The 22,578-nt window shown below is 42.4% G+C and carries 7 protein-coding genes; all 7 read left to right on the top strand.

From position 1 onward, the window contains the following. Nucleotides 1-2,223 carry a methylmalonyl-CoA mutase family protein gene (locus JBW_RS17015; RefSeq protein WP_235333907.1) on the top strand — a complete coding sequence of 741 codons (2,223 nt, stop codon included), beginning with the start codon at nt 1-3 and terminating at the stop codon, nt 2,221-2,223. After that, a complete protein-coding gene (gene scpA, locus JBW_RS17010; protein ID WP_007955934.1) occupies nt 2,223-4,409 on the top strand; it encodes a methylmalonyl-CoA mutase in 2,187 nt (728 codons plus the stop codon). The genes JBW_RS17015 and scpA overlap by 1 nt, the downstream gene beginning before the upstream one ends. A 1-nt stretch (nt 4,410) precedes the next feature. Then, nucleotides 4,411-5,553 carry a methylmalonyl Co-A mutase-associated GTPase MeaB gene (gene meaB / locus JBW_RS17005; protein ID WP_007955933.1) on the top strand — a complete coding sequence of 381 codons (1,143 nt, stop codon included), beginning with the start codon at nt 4,411-4,413 and terminating at the stop codon, nt 5,551-5,553. Between the two features lie 291 nt (nt 5,554-5,844). Continuing rightward, the gene (locus tag JBW_RS17000; protein WP_007955932.1) at nt 5,845-7,584 is read left to right on the top strand and encodes a ShlB/FhaC/HecB family hemolysin secretion/activation protein; all 1,740 of its coding nucleotides are present in this window, start codon (nt 5,845-5,847) and stop codon (nt 7,582-7,584) included. 59 nt (nt 7,585-7,643) lie between these two features. Further along, nucleotides 7,644-20,441 carry a hemagglutinin repeat-containing protein gene (locus JBW_RS16990; protein ID WP_052697339.1) on the top strand — a complete coding sequence of 4,266 codons (12,798 nt, stop codon included), beginning with the start codon at nt 7,644-7,646 and terminating at the stop codon, nt 20,439-20,441. A gap of 212 nt (nt 20,442-20,653) precedes the next feature. Further along, complete coding sequence (locus tag JBW_RS16985) at nt 20,654-21,385, top strand: hypothetical protein (protein WP_007954114.1); 732 nt, start codon at nt 20,654-20,656, stop codon at nt 21,383-21,385. Between the two features lie 6 nt (nt 21,386-21,391). After that, nucleotides 21,392-21,712 carry a hypothetical protein gene (locus JBW_RS24820; protein WP_007954116.1) on the top strand — a complete coding sequence of 107 codons (321 nt, stop codon included), beginning with the start codon at nt 21,392-21,394 and terminating at the stop codon, nt 21,710-21,712. The last annotated feature ends 866 nt before the right edge of the window (nt 21,713-22,578 follow it).

The raw sequence follows: 22,578 nt of genomic DNA, 5'->3' as shown, positions 1-22,578 counted from the left end.
TTGAATGAAAAGCTAGAGAATGATGATGAAATGGATGGTGAAAGTATGTCAAATCAGAATGTAGAGAAGAAAGAAACAGATCATGAAGAGCCGCCAACACGGTTCTTTGCGGAATTTCCCTATCCCACCTATGAAGAATGGCGGGCTGAGTCAGAAAAAGCACTAAAAGGAGCCAATTGGGAGAAAAAGCTAATCACCAAAACCTATGAAGGTATTAATTTACAGCCAATGTATCGGATGGAAGATTTGGAAGGATTAACTCATTGTGAATCCTTGCCTGGCAGCTTTCCTTTTGTACGAGGATCCAACGCTATGGGATATTTAGACAAACCATGGGAGATCAGCCAAGAGTGTGCCGAACCTTTTGCTGTGAAAATGCATGAAGCTCTGCAGCAGGAGTTAAATAAGGGTGGAACAACCATTCATGTAGTCGCCGACAAAGCAACCTTGAATGGCATCGATGGTGACAAAGCCGATGATACGTATCTAGGCAAAGGCATATCTTTATCAACCTTAGATGATGTACAGCAGGCTTTTCATGGTTTTGATTTAGAAAAAACTCCATTATTGATCTTTGCGGGTACTTCTGGTATGCAGCTGCTCAGTTTATTTGTCGCCTTAATGAAAGCCAATGGTCGAGATTATCATCAGTTAAAAGGCTGCATTGGTGTAGATCCAATCGGATATTTGGCTACAGTGGGTGAATTATCCTATCCTTTAGATGCCTACTATGATGAAATGGCAGCGACGGCTAACTGGGCTCACGATAATACAAAACAATTAAGAACGATACTGGTACAAGGACAGCCGTATCATAATAGTGGTGCAAATGCAGTACAAGAGTTAGCTTTTGTATTAGCCACTGGTGTGGAATATTTGCAAAAAATGCAGCAGCGAGGCGTTGCTATTGATGTCGCTGCTAAACAGATCGCTTTTTCCTTCTCGGTAGGTACTAATTTCTTTATGGAAATTGCTAAACTCAGAGCTGGACGTATGTTGTGGGCGCAGATTGTTGAGGCTTTCGGCGGAACCCAAGAGGCGCAAAAAATGTATATTCATGCACGAACTTCTGCTTTTACAAAAAGTGTCTATGATCCTTATGTAAATATGCTTAGGACAACCACAGAAGCCTTTTCTGCTATTGTAGGCGGTGTGGATAGTTTGCATGTAGGTTATTTTGACGAGGCCATACGACCAGCAGATGATTTTTCTCATCGTATTGCCCGCAATACACAAATCATGCTGCAGCAGGAATGCAATTTGACGCAGCCTGTTGATCCGGCGGGCGGATCTTGGTATATAGAAAACTTAACGAGTGCAGTAGCCGAAAAGACCTGGACCTTGTTTCAAGAGGTAGAAGCAGTCGGGGGTATTATGGAATCCTTGCAGCAAAACTTGCCTCAGGAGCGGGTAGAAGCTACAGCGAAAAGCAAGGCAGATGGTCTGGCCAAGCGTAAAGATGTCATTTTAGGAACCAATATGTATCCCAATCTGCTGGAAAAACCATTGGAGGTTCCTGTTTTTGCTGCTAATATTTTCAAAGAGCAGCGTAAGAACCAAATTAATGACTATCGCCAAGATATTGACGATGTAGAATATAAAAGCAGATTAGCAGAAGTGGAGCAGTTATCATTGAAGGGGACAGCAGAAAAATCTCTTTTAGAGGCAGCCATTACTGCTATTCTTAGCGGAGCTACATTGGGGGATATTACGAATGCGATTCGTAAAAATCAGAGTGTAACATCAATTAACCCTATGAAGGTTCATTCAGCTGACGAACAATTTAGGCAATTACGCCAGCGTACAGAATCCTATATCGAAAGAACAGGCAAGAATGTAGAGGTATTCCTTGTTAATATGGGAGAAATTCCTCAGCATAAGGCGCGAGCCGATTTTGTCAGCGGCTTTTTAGAGGTAGGCGCTTTTACCATGTTGAAAAACAATGGTTTTGCTACGGTAGAAGAAGCGGCTAAGGCTGCTTTGAAGTCCGGGGCAACAATTGCTGTCATTTGCTCAACAGATGCCACCTATCCGGAATTGGTACCACCTTTGGCTAAACTTATTAAGGACGGCAATCCTCAGATCACATTATTTTTAGCAGGTTTACCTTCAGAAGATTTGCAACTGGTGTACAAAGAAGCTGGGGTCGACGATTTTATCCATGTTAGAGCCAATTGTTATAAAATGCTTGCCAAACTTCAGAAAGATAGAGGTATTGTGTAATGTTAATAAAACCAGATTTTACTAAAATCTCTTGCCGAAAAGACTTTGACTCTTCCGATATATCTGCCTGGCAGAAAGAAGTGGAACGTAACAGCGGTAAGTTGCTCGATGAATTAGAATTTAAGACGATGGAGCAAATCAATCTGAAACCTTTATATACCAAAGCTGATCTCGAGGGAATCGATCATTTGCCTTATGTAGCTGGAATCGCGCCCTTCTTGCGGGGGCCCTATGCTAATATGTATGTGCTAAGACCATGGACCGTGCGTCAATATGCAGGATTTTCCACTGCTGAGGAAAGTAATGCCTTTTATCGGCGGAACCTGGCTGCCGGGCAAAAAGGTCTGTCCATTGCTTTTGATTTGGCGACCCATAGAGGTTATGATTCTGATCATCCCCGTGTTGTGGGGGATGTAGGAAAGGCCGGTGTTGCTGTTGATTCCATCTTAGATATGGAAATTTTATTCTCAGGTATCCCTTTGGATAAGATGTCAGTATCCATGACAATGAATGGGGCTGTGCTGCCGATATTGGCTTTTTATATTGTGGCAGCAGAAGAGCAAGGGGTAAAACAGGAGTTACTAACAGGTACCATTCAAAATGATATCTTGAAAGAATTCATGGTGCGTAATACCTATATCTATCCACCTGAGCCATCCATGCGCATCATTGCAGATATATTCTCTTATACTTCACAGTTTATGCCAAAGTTTAATAGTATTAGTATTTCCGGCTACCATATGCAAGAAGCAGGAGCTACTGCGGATATTGAACTTGGTTATACCTTAGCCGATGGTTTGGAGTATATTAAAACAGGAATTAAGGCAGGCATGGATGTGGATGCTTTTGCTCCGCGGCTATCTTTTTTCTGGGCGATTGGTAAGAATTATTTTATGGAAGTAGCCAAAATGCGGGCAGGACGTTTGCTATGGGCTAAGATTATTAAACAATTTAATCCTAAAAACCCAAAATCCATGGCCCTTAGGACTCACTCCCAAACTTCAGGTTGGAGCCTGACCGAGCAGGATCCTTTTAACAATGTAGGACGCACTTGCATGGAAGCTATGGGAGCTGCCCTTGGTCATACACAGTCACTGCATACCAATGCACTGGATGAGGCCATTGCTTTGCCTACAGACTTCTCTGCCCGAATAGCTCGTAATACGCAGCTTTATATTCAGGATGAAACCATGGTTTGTAAAGTTCTCGATCCATGGGGCGGCTCTTATTATGTAGAAGCTTTGACGAATGAATTGGTTAAAAGAGCATGGAGTCATATTCAGGAAGTAGAACGATTAGGAGGCATGTCCAAGGCGATTGACACAGGGCTTCCTAAAATGAGAATTGAAGAAGCAGCGGCAAGACGTCAGGCACATATTGACTCAGGCAGGGAAACGATTGTAGGAGTCAATCGGTATCGGCTGGAAAAAGAAGATCCTCTTGATATTTTGTCCGTAGATAATACAGCCGTTCGTCTGTCTCAAATTCAGCGTTTGGAAAAGCTACGCAGCAATCGGGATAATGATAGAGTTAGACGCTCCTTGGAGGCCATTACAAAATCCATGGAAACAGGAGAAGGAAATGTATTGGCACTGGCCATTGAAGCAACAAGAGCCAGAGCGAGTTTAGGTGAGATTTCCGATGCCATTGAGCACGTTGCCGGACGGCATAAGGCGATTATCCGCTCGATTTCCGGGGTATATAGCAGTGAGTTTGCCGAAGAAGAAACGATCAATAAAGTAAGGGCCATGGCTGATGAGTTTGAAAAAACGGAAGGTCGCCGCCCAAGAATTATGATTGCCAAAATGGGGCAGGATGGCCATGATCGAGGAGCAAAAGTAATATCAACTGCCTTTGCCGATATGGGATTTGACGTAGATATCGGACCTTTGTTCCAAACCGCAGAAGAAACCGCACAGCAAGCCGTCGATAATGATGTTCACGTAGTAGGTATGAGTTCATTGGCAGCTGGACATAAAACGTTGCTGCCACAGCTCATTGAAGAACTAAAGAAACTTGGACGAGAAGATATTATGGTTGTCATCGGTGGGGTTATCCCGGCCCAAGATTATGAGTTCTTGCGAGAAAATGGAGCCGCAGCCATTTTTGGACCAGGAACCATTATTCCGGTAGCAGCAGAGAAAATATTAAAAGAGTTAGGACGTTATTCACAGGAAGTGAAATGAGATGAATCATGAAGAGAAGAAGGATCGGTGGAAGCCGGAATGGATTCCAGCCAATGCAGGAGAGGCCTTTACTACAGAAGTTATGGGCGGAATTCAGAGTCGGCATGATGGTATGCAGAACCAGGAAAAAACAGATATGTCTTTTCAGCCTCGAACCGTTCGTCGCCAGCCTTCCGTAGATGAATATGTTCAAGGTGTATTGAGTGGCAATCGGGTTATGCTGTCCAGAGCGATCACACTCATTGAAAGTAATTTGCCAGCTCACATGGAGCTGGCCCAGGAAATATTAAAACAGTTGCTGCCTCATACAGGCAAATCTGTCCGCGTAGGGATTACTGGTGTCCCGGGAGCCGGCAAAAGTACTTTTATTGAGGCTCTGGGGTGTCAATTGTGTAATAAAGGGCATAAAGTGGCAGTGCTGGCAGTTGATCCTAGCAGTACGGTAACGAAGGGCAGTATTTTAGGAGATAAGACTCGCATGGAACAACTCTCTCGTGACCCAAGAGCTTTTATCAGACCTTCTCCTTCAAGCGGAACATTGGGAGGGGTAACTCGTAAAAGCCGGGAAACGATTCTGCTATGTGAAGCTGGTGGCTATGATGTACTGTTAATTGAAACCGTTGGTGTAGGGCAAAGCGAAGTAACAGTTCGCTCTATGGTTGATTTTTTCCTCTTGCTGATGATCACTGGAGCAGGAGATGAACTGCAAGGTATGAAAAAAGGAGTCATTGAATTAGCGGATGCCATTGTAATCAATAAGGCAGACGGTGATAACAAGCAGAAGGCTTTGATGGCGAAAGTAGATTATGACCGCATCTTGCATTTTTTGCGTCCCGCTACAGAAGGATGGGTTACGAAAGGACATACTTGTTCCGCATATACTGGTGAGGGAGTGGAAGAGGTTTGGCGGATGATTGAAAAGTTCCAGAAAGTAACTGCAGCATCTGGAATCTTTGAAAGACGACGTCGGACGCAAATGTTAAGCTGGGTACAATCCATGGTGCAAGAATATTTACAAACCTTATTTATGAATCATCCCGAAGTAATTCAAAAAAAGCCAATAATTGAACAAGATGTGATAGAAGGGCGCATTTCCGCCACCATGGCAGTGAAGAGCTTAATTGAGATCTTTGAAGGACATTGAGCCTTTTTAAAACAAAAGTAAAATCCCATGACTAGGTAAAAAGTCATGGGATTTTTATTTTGCGACAAACTTCTACAAAAACCTATAAAATGCAACATTCATACATAAGGAAACTTTGAAATTTCTTTGACATCTATACCTTTTGATATAGGCGGTAAAAGTTGAAATGATCTATAATAAGACCTAATTTCTAGGACAATTATCCATATTTAATCGTTATTTATTGTAATGGAATTTGCAATCATTCTAAATCTATGCAAATCCTTTCAGTCACAATAGGAGGAATACTTCATGCACGATTTACAGTTCTTTACGAAGAGATTATCAACTGGTGGCAGGTGGAATCTGCTAAATGCTATCATTGTAACTTTTATTCTAACATTTTATGGACTCAGTAATGTACAGGCCATCACCCCTGCAGAGCAAGAGGCAAGCAACCGCATGCAGCAAGAAGAACTTCGCCGCCGCAGTCAGCAAGAAGCACAAGAGAGGCGGAGTCGAGAACAATCCAAAGACACGTTTTTGCAACCTGAAGTAAAGTCGACACAAGAAACAACGCTGCCAGTGGAAGAACTCAGTTTTTTGATTCATACCCTAAAACTAGAAGGGGATAGAGTTGAAAAGTTTTCTTGGCTAGAGGATATGCTGCTTCCCTATCAAGGTCAGAAAATTGGCAAAGACGGAATCAATCTCATCGTCAAGCGCCTGACCAATGCCTTAATTGCCCGCGGATATACCACGACACGCATTGGCATACCCGAGCAAGATCTTTCAAGTGGTACCTTAAAACTGATGCTGGTTCCTGGCATTATAAGAAATATTCACTTTACGAATCCTGATACCCGTGCCAATTGGTATACAGCCTTTCCCACTCGTCCAGGAAACATTCTCAATCTTCGTGATCTAGAGCAAGGATTAGAACAAATCAAACGAGTACCCTCACAAGATGCCGATATGCAGATCTCTCCAGGAGAAAACCCCGGTGAAAGTGATGTCAACATTACCATGAAATCCAGTAATCCTTTTCGTATGACCCTTTCCTTAGATGATTCTGGCAGCAAATCCACTGGGAAAATCCAAGCATCCACATCCTTATCTTTTGACAACCTATTTGGACTCAATGATCTTTTCTACATATCCTTCAATAAAGATGCCCAGCAAGAAGGGGACCAATATGGTACAAGGGGAAACAGTTATCAATTTTCAGTGCCCTATGGGTACTGGACCTTTACTTTATCCGGCAGTTCCTACAACTACCATCAAACTATAAGAGGAGCCAACGAGACCTTTCTCTCTTCGGGAAAGAGTGACAATACAGAATTTCGCGTGCAGCGGCTTATCCATCGTGACCAACAAAGTAAGACCAGTTTGGAATTTGGCATCATAAAAAAACATAGCAAAAGTTTTATTGCCGATACGGAAATCGATTCTCAGCGCAAGAATGTTACCGCTAATGAAATTGGCATTAGCCACCGGCAGTACTTTGGAAAAACAGTACTGGATGTAAAGCTGGATCATCGACAGGGCGTACCGTGGTTTAATGCTCAGCCAGAAACAGGAGGAGCAAATGACCTAACAACCCGTTATAAACTCTGGACCTTAGATACGACAATTTCCACTCCCATGAAAATTGGCAGCGTAGAAGGGAAGTATTCCTTTACCTTTAGCGGACAATACACCAAAGACTTACTGTATACGGCGGATTATTTCAGCATTGGTAACCGCTACACCGTCCGGGGCTTTGATGGAGAACAAACCTTACTCGCCGAAAAAGGATTTTACATACGCAATGAATGGAGCATGCCCGTAGCCCAAGGAAAAGAAGCCTATATAGGACTTGACTATGGACAAGTAAGCGGCTCTGGAACCCAGTGGCTTCTAGGAAAGAAATTGGCTGGCGCAGCCCTTGGTATACGTGGAAGCGAAGGCGGTATTTATTATGATATCTTTACTAGTTGGCCTCTTTATAAACCAGAAGGGTACCAAACCAGTCCTTATTCTCTAGGATTTCAGCTTAGTTATCAGATTTAATAGTAGATCTGAAAAATAAATCCATAGTATTTTTTTGTGATACTTAAGGAGGTTCTACCATGATATCATCCAAATCAGCCTATTTTTCATTAATTAACCAGTCTATTTGGCGTAAGAAGCTAGTAGCTTGGACTATGCTCCTACTAATGGCAACTCAGCCTATGACCGCAGCGGCGGAAGTGGTTGCTGATTCAAAAGCAGCAGGAGGAAATAGACCTCTTGTGGAGACTTCTGCCAATGGATTACCCATAGTGCAGATAACCCAGCCCTCTGCTGCAGGGATATCTCGCAATCAGTATCAACAATTTAATGTTGATTCGCGAGGCTTAATACTCAATAATTCAGGAATCATTACCCAAACCCAGTTAGCCGGGTATATTACGGGTAATCCTTTTATTGGACATGGTCCATCTGCTCGAATTATTCTAAATGAAGTCACCAGCAAAGATCCTAGCTACTTACGCGGCTATACCGAAGTAGCTGGACAAAAAGCGGATATCATCATTGCCAATCCCAATGGCATCTATGGTGACGGTTTTGGTTTTATCAATACAAATCGCGCTGTATTGACTACCGGTACTCCTGTTTTTGGTGGCAGCGGAAGCCTTGATGCCTTTCGTGTAAGTGGCGGGCAGATTTCCATTCAAGGGACAGGAATGAATGCTGCTAATGTAGATCAGGTGGATTTGATTAGTCGCAGCGTAGCCATAAATGCACAAGTATGGGCAAAGAATCTCAACGTGGTTACTGGGAGCAATAAAGTAGACTATAAAACAATGGATACCAAAACCTTTGACAGTGATGTTGCTAGTCCCCAGGTAGCCATAGACGTAGGACAACTAGGTGGAATGTACGCCCAGAAAATCTACATGGTGGGCACGGAAAAAGGATTAGGAGTCAATAGTACAGGTACCATAGCAGCCCAAGCTGGGGATATAACCATCACCAGCGCTGGTAAATTATTGCTTGCCAATACTTCAGCAACAGGCAACATACAGGTAGCGGCTGCTGAGGATGTTACCAATCAGAAGGCATTATATGCGCAAGGAAATGTCGATATTACTACGTCCGGTACTTTACATAATTCCGGTATCTTGACCGCTAGACAGAGTACCAACATTACAGCGCAAAACGTACAATCAATTGGTATCGTTGGTGCTGGGATAAAAAATGATGGTACCGTGGGTACTGCGGGTAACCTTACAGTCAATGCTGCAGGGACCATAGCAATGAATGGCCAAAATTTAGCCGCAGGTGACTTAAACATAACAGGCAGTACTCTTAGCCTTGCAAACAGTAAGACACTTGCCAATGGTAACGCCAATTTGACGGCTGTCATAGGTGATATGGACCATACCAAGGGATCATTACAAGTGAATGGAGATTTGAGTGTCACTGCTCAAGGAGCCATTCATAATGATACTGCTAATGTTGAAGCTAAAAAACTAAGCCTTATAGCCCATTCGCTTAGTAACCGTTCCGGTGCCATAACGCAACTAGGGAAAGAGACAACAACCATTAAAGCTGCAGAAGGTGTGGATAACACGGCTGGCATAATAGCCACCAACGGTGATTCACTGCAGATAAAATCTAATTCTCTACAAAATAGTCAAGGGCAGATTCAGCACGCAGGAACAGGCGAACTGTCATTAGAAATGGCAGGAGATATACAGAACGATGCTGGTAAAATGGCAACAAACGGACAATTGCAGCTTTCAGCACAAAATCTTAATAATGCAAACGGCCAGATCATAGGGCAAAAAAAGGTCAATATGACTACCCAAACCCTAAGCAATCAAGCTGGAAGAATTACCGCTCAAGATAATCTTACAATTACGGCAACTAATGGAATTGATAGTAACTTAAAAAGTAGCGATGTACATGATACAGGATCTATCGTTAGTGGTGGTGACTTACTACTTACCAGTACGGGGAAAATGCTTCTGTCAGGTACTACCTCAGCTAACGGCGACATCCAAATACACGCACGAGATGGTCTCAGCAATTACAGTAGCTTGTATGGACAAGGTAAAACCGATATTTGGACGCAAAGCGTACTAGAAAACTCCGCTAATTTGATTACTGCCCAGAATATGAATATAACTGCCCAGAGCATTAAATCGAGTGGCACAATCGGTGCTGGGATACAACAAGATGGAAAACTGGGTAAGGATGGTGACTTGACGATTCACGCTGGTGGCACCATAACTACTCAAGGGCAAAATGTAGCAGCAAAAGATTTAACGATAACGGGGAGTGCCCTTACTTTGGCAGGTAGCAAAACGATTGCAGGCGGCAATGGAATTCTGACCGCTACGACAGGGGACATAGATCATAACAGAGCCACATTACAAATCGGCAAAAATTTAGCGGCGACTGCCAAGGGAATTATTTATAATGACAATGGTACCATTTATACTGAAAACTTAAGCCTTGTAGGGAAAGGGATTAGCAATCGTAATGGTACCATGTCTCAATTAGGGAAAGAAGTAACTATTCTTAGCGCTTTGGAAAATATTGATAATAGAAATGGTATAATAGCCACCAACGCTGATTTATTGCAAATAAAAGCCGATTCCCTAACGAATAGTCAAGGACAGATCCAACATGCAGGAACAGGTGCACTGTCAGTGCAAACGATAGGTAATATACAAAATGATAAAGGCACACTGGCGACAAATGGGAAACTACGAGTAGATGCCAAAAATCTTGACAATACAAAAGGCGAGATCATTGGCCAAAAACAAGTCAATATTATCACTCAGGCAGATATTATAAACAGCCAAGGAACGATTAAAGGTAGTGATACAGTACATATTGCTGCCCAAGGTAACATGAACAATGAGCAAGGTACCATAGAAGCCAAGAAAGGTATGGGTATCAACGTTCAAAGCTTAAATAACCAAAGCGGGCTAATTGCCAATTTGGATGCTAGTAGAATGCAGGTGAAAATCAGCCAAGGTATTCAAAATCAGTCTGGAAATATCAGCAGCAATGGGAAAGTTGATATTACTGCACAAGATTTAAGCAATCAAGGTGGTCAAATTACGGCGCAGGGCGATTTGACCATTGCCGCAGCAAATGGGATAGACAGTAACCTTGCAGCCGCCGATGTGAAAAACGATGGGACAATTGCCAGTGGCGGTGATCTAACGCTGACTAGCGCAGGGAAGGTACTCCTGTCAGGCAGCACTTCAGCAAATGGTAGTATCCAGGTAAATGCCCAAGATGGCCTTACTAATTACAGTGAACTATATGCTGCAGGCAATACCACCCTTACAACCGTTGGCACCCTGCAAAATTCCGGTGCCATCCTTTCCGGACAGAATACCAGTATGACGGCTGAGACCGTAACTTCTGCGGGTATTCTCGGTGCTGGGATTCAAACCAATGGAACGGTGGGCAGCAGTGGCGACCTGACGATTATGGCTACAGATAAAGTGACGACTCATGGCAAAAATCTGGCAGCTGGTAATCTCAAGGTGAAAGCAGGTTCAATTGATCTTTCTGGCAGTACGACCTACGCTGGCAGTAGTGCAGAACTAACTGCTGCAGCTGGAGATATTGACAATATGGGTGCTTCCTTGCAGACGGCTGGTACACTAACAGCCATTTCTAGTGGGACCATTCGTAATGACCAAGATGCAAACCAGGTAAAAGGAGAAATCAAGGCTGGTCAGCTAACTCTTACGGCAGATGCAATTAGTAACCAAGGTGGCAGCCTGGCTCAAATTGGGTCAGGGATTACGACACTCACGGCTAACACCAGCATAGACAATACTGGCGGTGAAGTATTCACCAATGGGGAAGCCATTCAAATCAAAGCCAATTCCCTGATTAATAGCCAGGGAAAACTAGAGCATGCTGGCACAGGAAATTTAGTAGTAGAAACTATTACCAATGTAACTAATGATGATGGTAAGCTGGCTACTAATGGGCAGCTGCACCTTATCGCGCAGAAAGTTGACAACACTAGAGGAATCCTATCTGCAAAAAATATGGATATTACTTCCCGAGACGCAATTGATAACCGTCAAGGCTTAATCACTAGCAGCGGCGACACCCTCCTTAGTGCCCAGGGTGCTGTAAATAACGAACAAGGGTCAATCGAAGCCAGTAAAGGTTTAATCGTTACCGCTCAATCTCTGAATAACCAGAAAGGGCGCATTGTGAGTCTAGGGACGAGCAATATGAAAGTAACTACCAGTCAGGAAATACAGAACCAATCAGGTCTTATCGGTGGCAATGGCAAGGTAGAGATAACTGCCAAACATCTAAGCAACCAGAGCGGTAAAATTACAGCCCAAAGTAATCTGACCATTGCCGCAGCAAATGGTATAGACAGCAACCTTGCAGCTGGTGATGTGAAAGATGATGGGACAATTGCCAGTGGCGGTGACCTAACGCTGACTAGTGCAGGAAAAGTACTCATGTCAGGCAGCACTTCGGCAAATGGGAGTATCCAGGTAAATGCCCAAGATGGCCTTAGTAACTACAGTGAACTATATGCTGGAGGCAATACCACCCTTACGACCTCCGGCACCCTGCAAAACGCTGGTGCCATCCTTTCCGGACAGAATACCAGTATGACGGCTGAGACCGTAACTTCTGCGGGCATTCTCGGTGCTGGGATTCAAACCAATGGAACGGTGGGCAGCAGTGGCGACCTGACGATTATGGCTACAGATAAAGTGACGACTCATGGCAGAAATCTGGCAGCTGGTAATCTCAAGGTGAAAGCGGGTGCAATCGATCTTTCTGGCAGCACGACCTATGCTGGCAGCAGTGCAGAACTCACTGCCGTAGCCGGAGATATTAACAATACGGGTGCTTCCTTGCAGACCGCTGGTACGCTGACGGCAATTGCCAGCGGAACCATTCGCAACGACCAAGATGCAAACCAGGTAAAAGGAGAAATCAAGGCTGGTCAGCTAACTCTTACGGCAGATGGGATTAGTAACCAAGGGGGGAGCTTGGTACAAATTGGGTCAGGGCTTACGAATCTTACGGCTAATAACAGCATAGACAATACTGGCGGTGAAGTATTCACCAATGGGGATGCCATTCAAATCAAAGCCAATTCTCTGATTAATAGCCAGGGAAAACTAGAGCATGCTGGCACAGGTTTGCTGTCGGTAGAAACTGAAGAAAATTATAAAAATGATGATGGCAAGCTGGCTACCAATGGACAGTTGTATCTCACATCCCAAGAAATAGACAATACCAGGGGGATAATCTCTGCTAAAAACATTGACATTACTTCTCAAAGTGCAATTGATAACCGCCAAGGCTTAATCACTAGCAGCGGTGATACCCTTCTTAGTGCCCAGGGGACTGTAAATAATGAACAAGGGTCAATCGAAGCCAGTAAAGGTTTAATCCTTACGGTTCAATCTCTGAATAACCAGAAAGGGCGTATTGTGAGTCTCGGGACGAGCAATATGAAAGTTACTACCAGCCAAGATATACAGAATCAGTCAGGTCTTATCGGTGGCAACGGTAAGGTAGAGATAACTGCTAAACATCTAAGCAACCAGAGCGGTAAAATTACAGCCCAAAGTAATCTGACCATTGCCGCAGCAAGTGGCATAGACAGCAACCTTGCAGCTGGTGATGTGAAAGATGATGGGACAATTGCCAGTGGCGGTGACCTAACGCTGACTAGTGCAGGAAAAGTACTCCTGTCAGGCAGCACTTCGGCAAATGGGAGTATCCAGGTAAATGCCCAAGATGGCCTTACTAACTACAGTGAACTATATGCTGGAGGCAATACCACCCTTACAACCGTTGGCACCCTGCAAAATTCCGGTGCCATCCTTTCCGGAAAGAATACCAGTATGACGGCTGAGACCGTAACTTCTGCGGGCATTCTCGGTGCTGGGATTCAAACCAATGGAACGGTGGGCAGCAGTGGCGACCTGACGATTATGGCTACAGATAAAGTGACGACTCATGGCAGAAATCTGGCAGCTGGTAATCTCAAGGTGAAAGCGGGTGCAATCGATCTTTCTGGCAGCACGACCTATGCTGGCAGCAGTGCAGAACTCACTGCCGTAGCCGGAGATATTAACAATACGGGTGCTTCCTTGCAGACCGCTGGTACGCTGACGGCAATTGCCAGCGGAACCATTCGCAACGACCAAGATGCAAACCAGGTAAAAGGAGAAATCAAGGCTGGTCAGCTAACTCTTACGGCAGATGGAATTAGTAACCAAGGTGGCAACCTGACGCAAATTGGGCTAGGGACCACGAATCTCACGGCTAACAACAGCATAGACAATACTGGCGGTGAAATATTCACCAATGGGGAATCCATTCAAATCAAAGCCAATTCCCTGATTAATAGCCAGGGAAAACTAGAACATGCTGGCACTGGGACATTATGGATACACACTGAAGATGATTTTAAAAATGATAATGGTAAAGTAGCAAGTAACAGTAAAATAAATCTTAAAACAAAGAGTATTCATAATGAGAATGGTATAATTGCAGCACAAAAGCGCTTAGATATTACATCTGCATCTACATTTAATAATAGCAAAGGATTCATTTCTAGCATTGATGATACAATTCAAATCACTGCACAAGGTTTGGTTAATAACCAGGAAGGGAACATTGAGGCGAATAAAGGATTAAATCTAACAGCACAGTCATTAAACAATGCAAATGGGCGAATTGTGAATGTGGATAATAGTGATATGAAAGTTGTTGTTACTGAGGGGATTGTTAATCAATCCGGACTTATGGGTGGTAATGGCAATGTAAGGTTAGAAGCAGAGAGTTTTAATAATCAGACAGGACAAGTGTTGGCGGAAGGTAATCTAGCTATCTCTGTGGCAAAGGGGATTAATAATATAGATGGTAAGATCATTGCCAAGAAAAATATTGAACTTAGCCAAAGTGCTGCCGATTTAAATAATAACCGTGGTACTATTGGTGCAGGCAGTGACTTAGTGTTACAGGCTAAAGCTGTAAATAATAATGGCGGTAAGCTTGGGGCAGATAAAGACAGCAATATTACGGCTCAAAGTATACAAGGTATTGGTCAAATTATTGCTGGTCAGGATTTAAATATTAGCTTAAACAGTGATTATGCGAATGAGAAAGGCAATGAACTTAAAGCGAATCGAAATCTGAGGATGACTACCACTGGTATGATTACCAATCAGGGAACAATTGGGGCAGTGGAAAATGTAAATGTATCTGGCAGCAGTATCCTAAATGATACAGAAAGTATCTTAACCAGCGGCAATACACTTACAGCCAATGCAACAGGCAGCATCATAAATAAAGGCACCATCGAAGGTGATGCAGTCAATATTTCTGGAGATAACATACAAAATACAGGAGCAATATTCGGTCATAACCTAATCGTCACAGCAGATAAAATAACCAATGAAGGTTCTTCTGCTGTAATTGCAACTACAGGAAATGCTAGCCTCTATGCTCGTACTGCAGTTGAGAATAAGGACGATGCCAGTATTTACAGTATGGGTGATATTGCAATAGCAGGTAGTAAAGACAAAAATAGTATTGGGGAGTACATTAATCGTACTGGTAATGTACTGAACCAATCAGCCAATATTGAAGCGGAGAAGGATATTAGTATCTATGCAGATGAGATAACAAATAAAAAAAGAGAATTTGTTACAGAGCAGACAGTGGTTTCAACGAACACAACTCATGAAACAGCAGCTGTCCCGGTTGCTAAATCTGGAAATGATATTTCCGGTGGTTACTATGAATCGTATGACCGTGATGAGGGATTTACATGGCACAAGGAAAAGAGCCTTTTACCCATCTATTATTATGAAGTACCTTGGGCGGGCGGGGATGTTGTAAGAGTAACATATGTAAATAAAGACCAAACCGATACTGTAACTGTAGCGGAAACTAGAGTAGTTAAAGACTCACCCTTGGGCAAAATTATGTCAGGGGGAAATATGACCTTAAGAGCTAATAGCGTGAATAACGAGGTAAGTTGGATATTAGCAAATGGAATTTTGAATACAGTTGCAGGTTCGATTAATAATACAGCAGTGGGAAGCTCTCGAGTAACTACTTATGATAGTAAAGCAGTCTATCGTAAGCATTTTTACAGAAGGAGTGGTCATAGTGGGGGATATGAGAATGATTATTCTTGGGATACAATAGATTATTATGAATATGAGACAATTCCGAGTCATAATGAAACTACTGAACAACTACCTGGCTATACCTCTTTATATGGTGGCGGCCAAGGAGTAACAATTCAGGCACAAACGATTACAAATCAGACGATCCAGCCTAGCGGTGCTCCTGTTGGAGATATGGCTACGACAGTAGCACCAACAGGGAATATTGAGATCCCAGTTGGTAATACGTCTAGTGGCATTACAGTGGGAGGAAATATAGGCAATCCAGTAAGTAACAAGTCAAACACGGTAACTCCAGGAAGTAATTCAGGGGCTTCAGTAAGTAGTACGACTAGCGGCATTGCCACGGGGAAAAATATAGGTACTTCTATAAGTAACAATACTAACACGGTGATGCCGGGAAATAGTTTAGGCATTTCTGTAAGTAATACTGCTAGTGGCATTACAGCAGGAGGAAATATAGATGTTCCAACGGAAACCAAGAATCCTTCAGTAACGCCAGGAGGAAATAGTGGCATCCCAGTTGGTACAGTAGTACAAGAACAAAATTCCAGTCTTAACGTTGACGGCACAGGAAAAAGTTTGCCGTCCGATCCCCAAATAATGAACATTGGCAAAGGCAGCCCTAGTAGCAATGAATTTATCGTGCCGACGAGTGGGCTATTTACGATTCACACTGAGCCAGAACACAAATACCTGGTGGAGACGAATACTCATTTTACGAGTTATAAGAATTTCGCTTCTAGCGACTATATGCTGCAAAAAATCACTTCTGATCCGGAAAAAACGCAAAAACGCCTTGGAGATGGTTTTTATGAGCAAAAATTAGTTCGTGAACAAATCACCAATCTTACTGGCCGCAGTAGCTTAGATTCATCAGTTTCGAGTGAAGAAGAGTTTAAAACGCTCATGAATAATGGCGTTACCTATGCACAAGAATTTAATCTTCATGTTGGTGTTGCTCTGACTTCAGAACAAATGAAGCAATTAACCTCGGATATCATATGGTTAGAAGAACGGGAAGTAGATGGCCAGAAAGTTTTAGTGCCAGTTGTTTATCTTTCTCAAGTTCGCGATAGTGATTTAAAACCAACAGGCGCACTGATTACGGGAGATACAATTAACATTACAGCAACAGGCAATCTTACGAACAGCGGTACCATTCATGCTGATACGCAAAGTGCTATCACTGCCTCCAATATTATCAACCGTGGCGGCGTCATTGATGGCGGCAGCATGACAAAACTGACTGCCACACAAGATATTATAAATCAAAGTGGTATGATTACCGGTGGGCAATTAGATCTTTCCGCTAAACGAGACATTATAAATGAGACACTTGTTTCTGCAGTGAATGTTGGGCCTATTCAAACAACCCTGGTGAACCAAATCGGAACCATTGCAGCAAAAGATGGTCTTACAGTGCAAGCTGGCAGGGATATTTTAATCAGTGGAGCACAAGTGTCGGCAAGTAAAGAAATTGATTTGAATGCAGGAAGAAATATAGAAATAACAAGCGTAGAGCATCAGCAGCAATTGAAAACCGTTTTAGGTAATGTGAAAGTTTCTTCTGAAACAACAACAAGTATCAGCAGTAGTATAAAGGCTGGGGATAATCTTACAATTACTGCCCAAAAAGATATCACATTGCAGGGGGCGCAAGTTAAAGCAGGACAGGCTGTAGCAATATCGGCAGGGAATACCCTAGAGATCAGCAGCGTAGAAAATCGGGAGAATGGCTCTGCTGCAACGACAAGTCCTCGGAATTTCAATAATACAAATATTTCCTATGATAAAACAACGAACGTCGCAAGTAATATTGAGTCTGGCAGTGATATTACTCTGAAAGCGAATGATATTAATTTGCGAGGCACTCAAATAAATGCCGTTCAAAATATTGATATCGCTGCAAACCAAAATCTTACAGTGACCTCTGTGCAAGATACTTCCAGTCTTCAAGTACATGGTTCTTCGATTCTAAATAGAACATCGGCATTAGAAGCAATTGGAATCTCAAATACGGATATTTCTGCAATGCCCGTAAAGAGTAATGGATTTCATGGATATGGAAGTAGCGCTAAATTTAAAAGTACTACTAGTGATGTTACTAACGTTGCTAGTAACATTACTGCAGGAAATAATGTAAGCATCATATCTACAGGAGACACAAACCTGCAAGGTGCACAAGTTGCTGCAGGTAATGCCTTGGATATAGCTGCCGTTGGGAATATCAATATTTCTGCAGTTAAAGACGAAACTATTTCGGACCAAACCATAGATATTAGGCACGGCTGGAAAAAAACTAAAACAGATGACGAAACGGTTATTGGTACTACTTTGCAAGGTGATAATAAAGTCACGATTACCGCAGGGCATCTTCCAGGCAGTACAGAAATTAATTCCACTGAAGGAAATATCAATATCGAAGGCAGTCATATTGCCAGTGACAATGGCAAAGTAGAAATTACTGCTGATAAAGATATAACCATTCAGGATGTGACCGAGAAGCATGAATCCCTTGTTGTTACTCACAAAAAAAAGAGTGGTTTCTTATCTAGCAAAACTACTGATACAATGAATCATGCCTTAATTAATGAAGTCGTAGGCAGTACTATCTCCGGCGACACAGTAGCTGTTATATCTGGTAATGACCTGACCGTAAAAGGCAGTAATGTAGTCGGTACAAATGATGTTACCTTTACTGCTCAAAATGATGTTACTATTACAAGTGCCGCAGAAACTGGCGCAGATGAACACTACTCCTATACCAAGAAATCCGGTCTCTTCAGTGGTGGTGGCCTAGGTTTCACCATTGGCAGCCAAAGTACGAAGACGACAACCAAGGAGCAAACCCTTGGTGAAGTTGGCAGTACCATAGGATCCATTGATGGTAATGTTTCTATTACAGCAGGAGAAAAAGTAAATAGCGAAGGGACGACTTTTGTCAGCGGTAATGACTTAAGCATCACTGGCAAAGAGGTTACCATTGATAACACTGTAGACACCTATGACAGTCAAACCAAGTATGAATTTAAGCAAAGTGGTCTTAGTGTGTCATTGGGCGGCGGTATTGTTAATACTGCTACAAGTGCTTATAACAATATCGAGCGTTCAGGACAAGTGGAAGATGAACGTCTGCAAGCCCTTTATGATTATAAAGCGATCAAGGATCTAGATAAAATTAATGATCAACTTAGTAAAGGTGTATCAAAAGAAAATCTAAAAAAAGATGTTTCAGTCAGTATCAGTATTGGCAGCACTAAAATGACTTCTGAGCAAACAGTGCATACAGAAACCGTTAATACCTCTAATATGAATGCCGGTGGAGATGTCACCATAAAAGCTACAGAAGATGATGTCAACCTTAAAGGAACGAATATCAACGCAAAGAATATCACATTAGATGCTGCAGAAAACATTAATATTGGTGCGGCAGAAAACAAACAGCAGACAACTACGAATACGAGCTCATCTTCTTGGGCATTTGGTGGAACAATAGGAAGCGGCTTCTTTGGTAATGTAAGTAAAGGGAGCGGCAAAGAAAACGAAAATGCTACCACCAATACGGGAAGTGTTATTGATGCCAATGATACCTTGAAAATTAAATCAGGCGCAGACACGAATATCATTGGATCCCAAGTAAAGGGTGATACAGTAGTCGCTAATGTTGATGGAAATTTAAACATCGTCAGCAAGCAGGATACAGACGACTATACCTCGAAGAATCAAAGCAGTGGATTTGGAATTAGCACAGGACCTAAAGGTGGTATAACAGGTTCTGTAAGCAAGGGAAAAACAGATTCCACCTATGCCAGCGTTACAGAACAAGCAGGTATCCATGCCGGCGAAGGCGGTTTCGATATCCACGTTGGTAAGAACACCGACCTGAAAGGTGCGGTCATTGCCAGTGACGCGATTCCAGATAAAAACAAACTTTCTACAGGTACACTTACTTACTCCGATATTCAAAATAAGGCGGAGTACAGCGCGAGTAGTTCAGGGGTTAACCTTGATACAAGAAAAGGCGCCGAGAAAAAAGATGCTGGACTCACTCCTAATATTGGTGTAAAGGTTTCAGGAGATTCCGATAGTACCACTAAATCAGCAATAGCTCCTGGTACAATCACAATTACTGGTAACCAAACGCAAGACCTAAGCAATTTGAGCCGTGATACTAATAATTCTTTGAATGTGTTAGGTAAAATCTTTGACAAAAAGACTGTTCAAGAACAACAAGAATTAGCTAAGGTATTTGGTGAAGAAGTATTTAAAGCAGTTGGTAATCTTAAGTTAAAAGAAGGTAGCTCTGAAAAGGCTGCTATCGATTTCTTCGTGGGTGGCTTAATGGCTAAACTAGGTGGTGGAGACTTCTTGTCAGGCGCTGCCAGTGGTGGTATAACACAACTTGTGATGAAGGAATTAGCTAATATAAAAGATCCAGCATTACTGCAATGGGCTAGTGCGGTTGTAGGTGCAGCCTCTGCTAAAGTAATAGGTGGTAATGCACAGACAGGAGCAAGTGTAGCAGTTAGTGAGACGAAGAATAACTACTTGAGCCATGAACAATATCGCAAAATGCTTGAAGAACTCGATCAGGTGGATAAAAGTAATAAATCGCCTGAAGAAAAGGAAAAAGAAAAAGCTACTATAAAAGCGGAATACGAGAAAATTGATAAGGAACAAGATCAAAAATGGGAAAGTGAACATCAGGAAATGCAATAGGGAAATTTGACATAAATGGAAATCTAGTACTTGATGGACTCTGGTTTGAAAAGGTAGGAGTAAACCTTGATGGAACAGACGCCTATTTATCTCCTGGTATATCATCTATAACGTTCAATGGAAGCAAGGGATATACGTATGCAGAGGCTAAAGAATATGCAATAGGTTTTGGGAAAGGCATAAAGAATAAAGTTGATGAAATACCTAAATTTATGCTAGAAAGTGATCCAAAACAAATTGATGCAATGCTTTCTAGTATCCCAAGTCAATTAGAATCTGCATGGAATGAAGGAATTGTTAATACTACTGTAAATATTGGTGGCAAAGTATATCAAGTTACGTTAGATAAATGGAAAACGCAGTATGATGAGTTACAGACGATAACCGATCCAGAAGAGCGGGGAACCAAGACCGCTGAATTACTAGTAGATATAGGAAGTACATTTGCAGCAGTACGTGCAGCAGGAAAATCTGTTACTTCATTCTCTGAATTTGGTAATACCGTTACTAAGGAGTCGGGTAAAGCTGGTAATGATGTTGGTGCAATGAAAGCCCATATTAGTGGTCAACTTGAAAACACTTCATTATACAAAATGCCAGATGGGAACTATAAGATGCTTATTGGTGATGGTAATAAAGCTTACACTTTAACCGAATCCCAAGTTAATGAACTGAGCACACTAAATTTAAATAAGTGGGGATCTGGAAGTATTGGAAATAGTGCAGAGAGCTTGGTTGAGCACTTTATGAAGCACGGGAATGAGGTTGGTGCAACGAGCATTACGCAATATTTGAACAAGGCTGAAGGTTTTATGCAAAATTTAAGAGGAGCTCAATCATATCAAGTCCCCGGTTCAACGGAAGGTGTCTATCGATACGTTAAAAACGGGAAATATATAGATTTAGCTCCAGACAAAACTATTATTTCATTTGGTTTGAGGTGATAAATTATGGATTTATGGAAAAAAATAAAAATTGACGGAATAGCAAATATAAGAAAATGTGTAGGTGAGTTTGAAATTGGAGAATTAAATAAAACTCCATACAGTAAATTCAAAATTAAAATATATGAAGATGTTGAAGGGAAATACACAGGATATACAAATCTTTTGTTGAAAGATGATTCTGGTTGTGGGTTTCCAGGCGTTGGGCATGGGAATACAATTGAAGAGGCTTTAGAAGATACCATACAATATTTTATGGAGATGCTTTCAGAGAAAAATATGCTTTGTGAAAATGATTTTGAATGTGCTGATTCATTTGATTTCTAAACTTAACAATAGAGTATAATCTTATAGAAGTGCCACAACTGTACCCTGAAATTGACATTGGGTATGAACGAGAATAAATATCTGTGTAAAAAAAGAAGAGGTCAACGGACGTAAAAAATCCGTTGACCTCGCTTTGTTCCCTGTATGCCCTCTAGTGAACGAACAACAAATGGATAATATCACCTATTGATAATTTTTAAAAATCAAACCTCGTGAATCAGAGTATCTCTAACTACCACCTACAAAAACTCAAAGGGACGGTTCCATTGAGTTCCGAGGATCAAGGTTAATGTAAGTGATGATGACCTTCGACAAATGATCCGACAGGAATTTGGAATTGACGCAGTAAAAATTTGCAATGAACCGAGAGAAAAACAAGACGCAATATTGAAAGTAATGAAAGAAGTTGTCGGCACGAATATACGCCAGATAGCACGCATAACGGGGTTATCATCCACAAAGATTTGGAAGGCCTGAAACAGGGTCCCTGTCCCTTTGTTTTCACTAGCAAACGTAGCTTTGCACGGATTAGAAACAGAAATTGAAGCGATGTTTCCTACTCAGAAAAAGATAGCAGGGCAGTGGCTCACCTGGAAACCGCAAGTCATCCGCTACGCGGATGACTGTGCGCCACGAAGGCAAAGGACTGCATAGCAGTCCGAGTGCCATGCTTGACCGTAGATGAGGGTGGGCCCCTCGGAGCCGCTATACAGGTGGAGGCTCCAAACCACCGTAAGTTGCTGTGGTCAAAAGCCATGGTGGTGAGCGTTACGGAAAAGGCGAAGCTAGACTTCGTCAGGTATGTACCAATGGAGACGAACACAAGTGAACTGCTGATAACGTGTCGAAAGCGTAGGAACGTCATC

The organism is Pelosinus fermentans JBW45, from assembly GCF_000271665.2.
In the GTDB taxonomy this organism is placed as follows: Bacteria; Bacillota; Negativicutes; order DSM-13327; family DSM-13327; genus Pelosinus; species Pelosinus baikalensis.
Note: the sequence above shows the minus strand (reverse complement) of the source record. Positions and strands in the feature narration are given on the sequence as shown.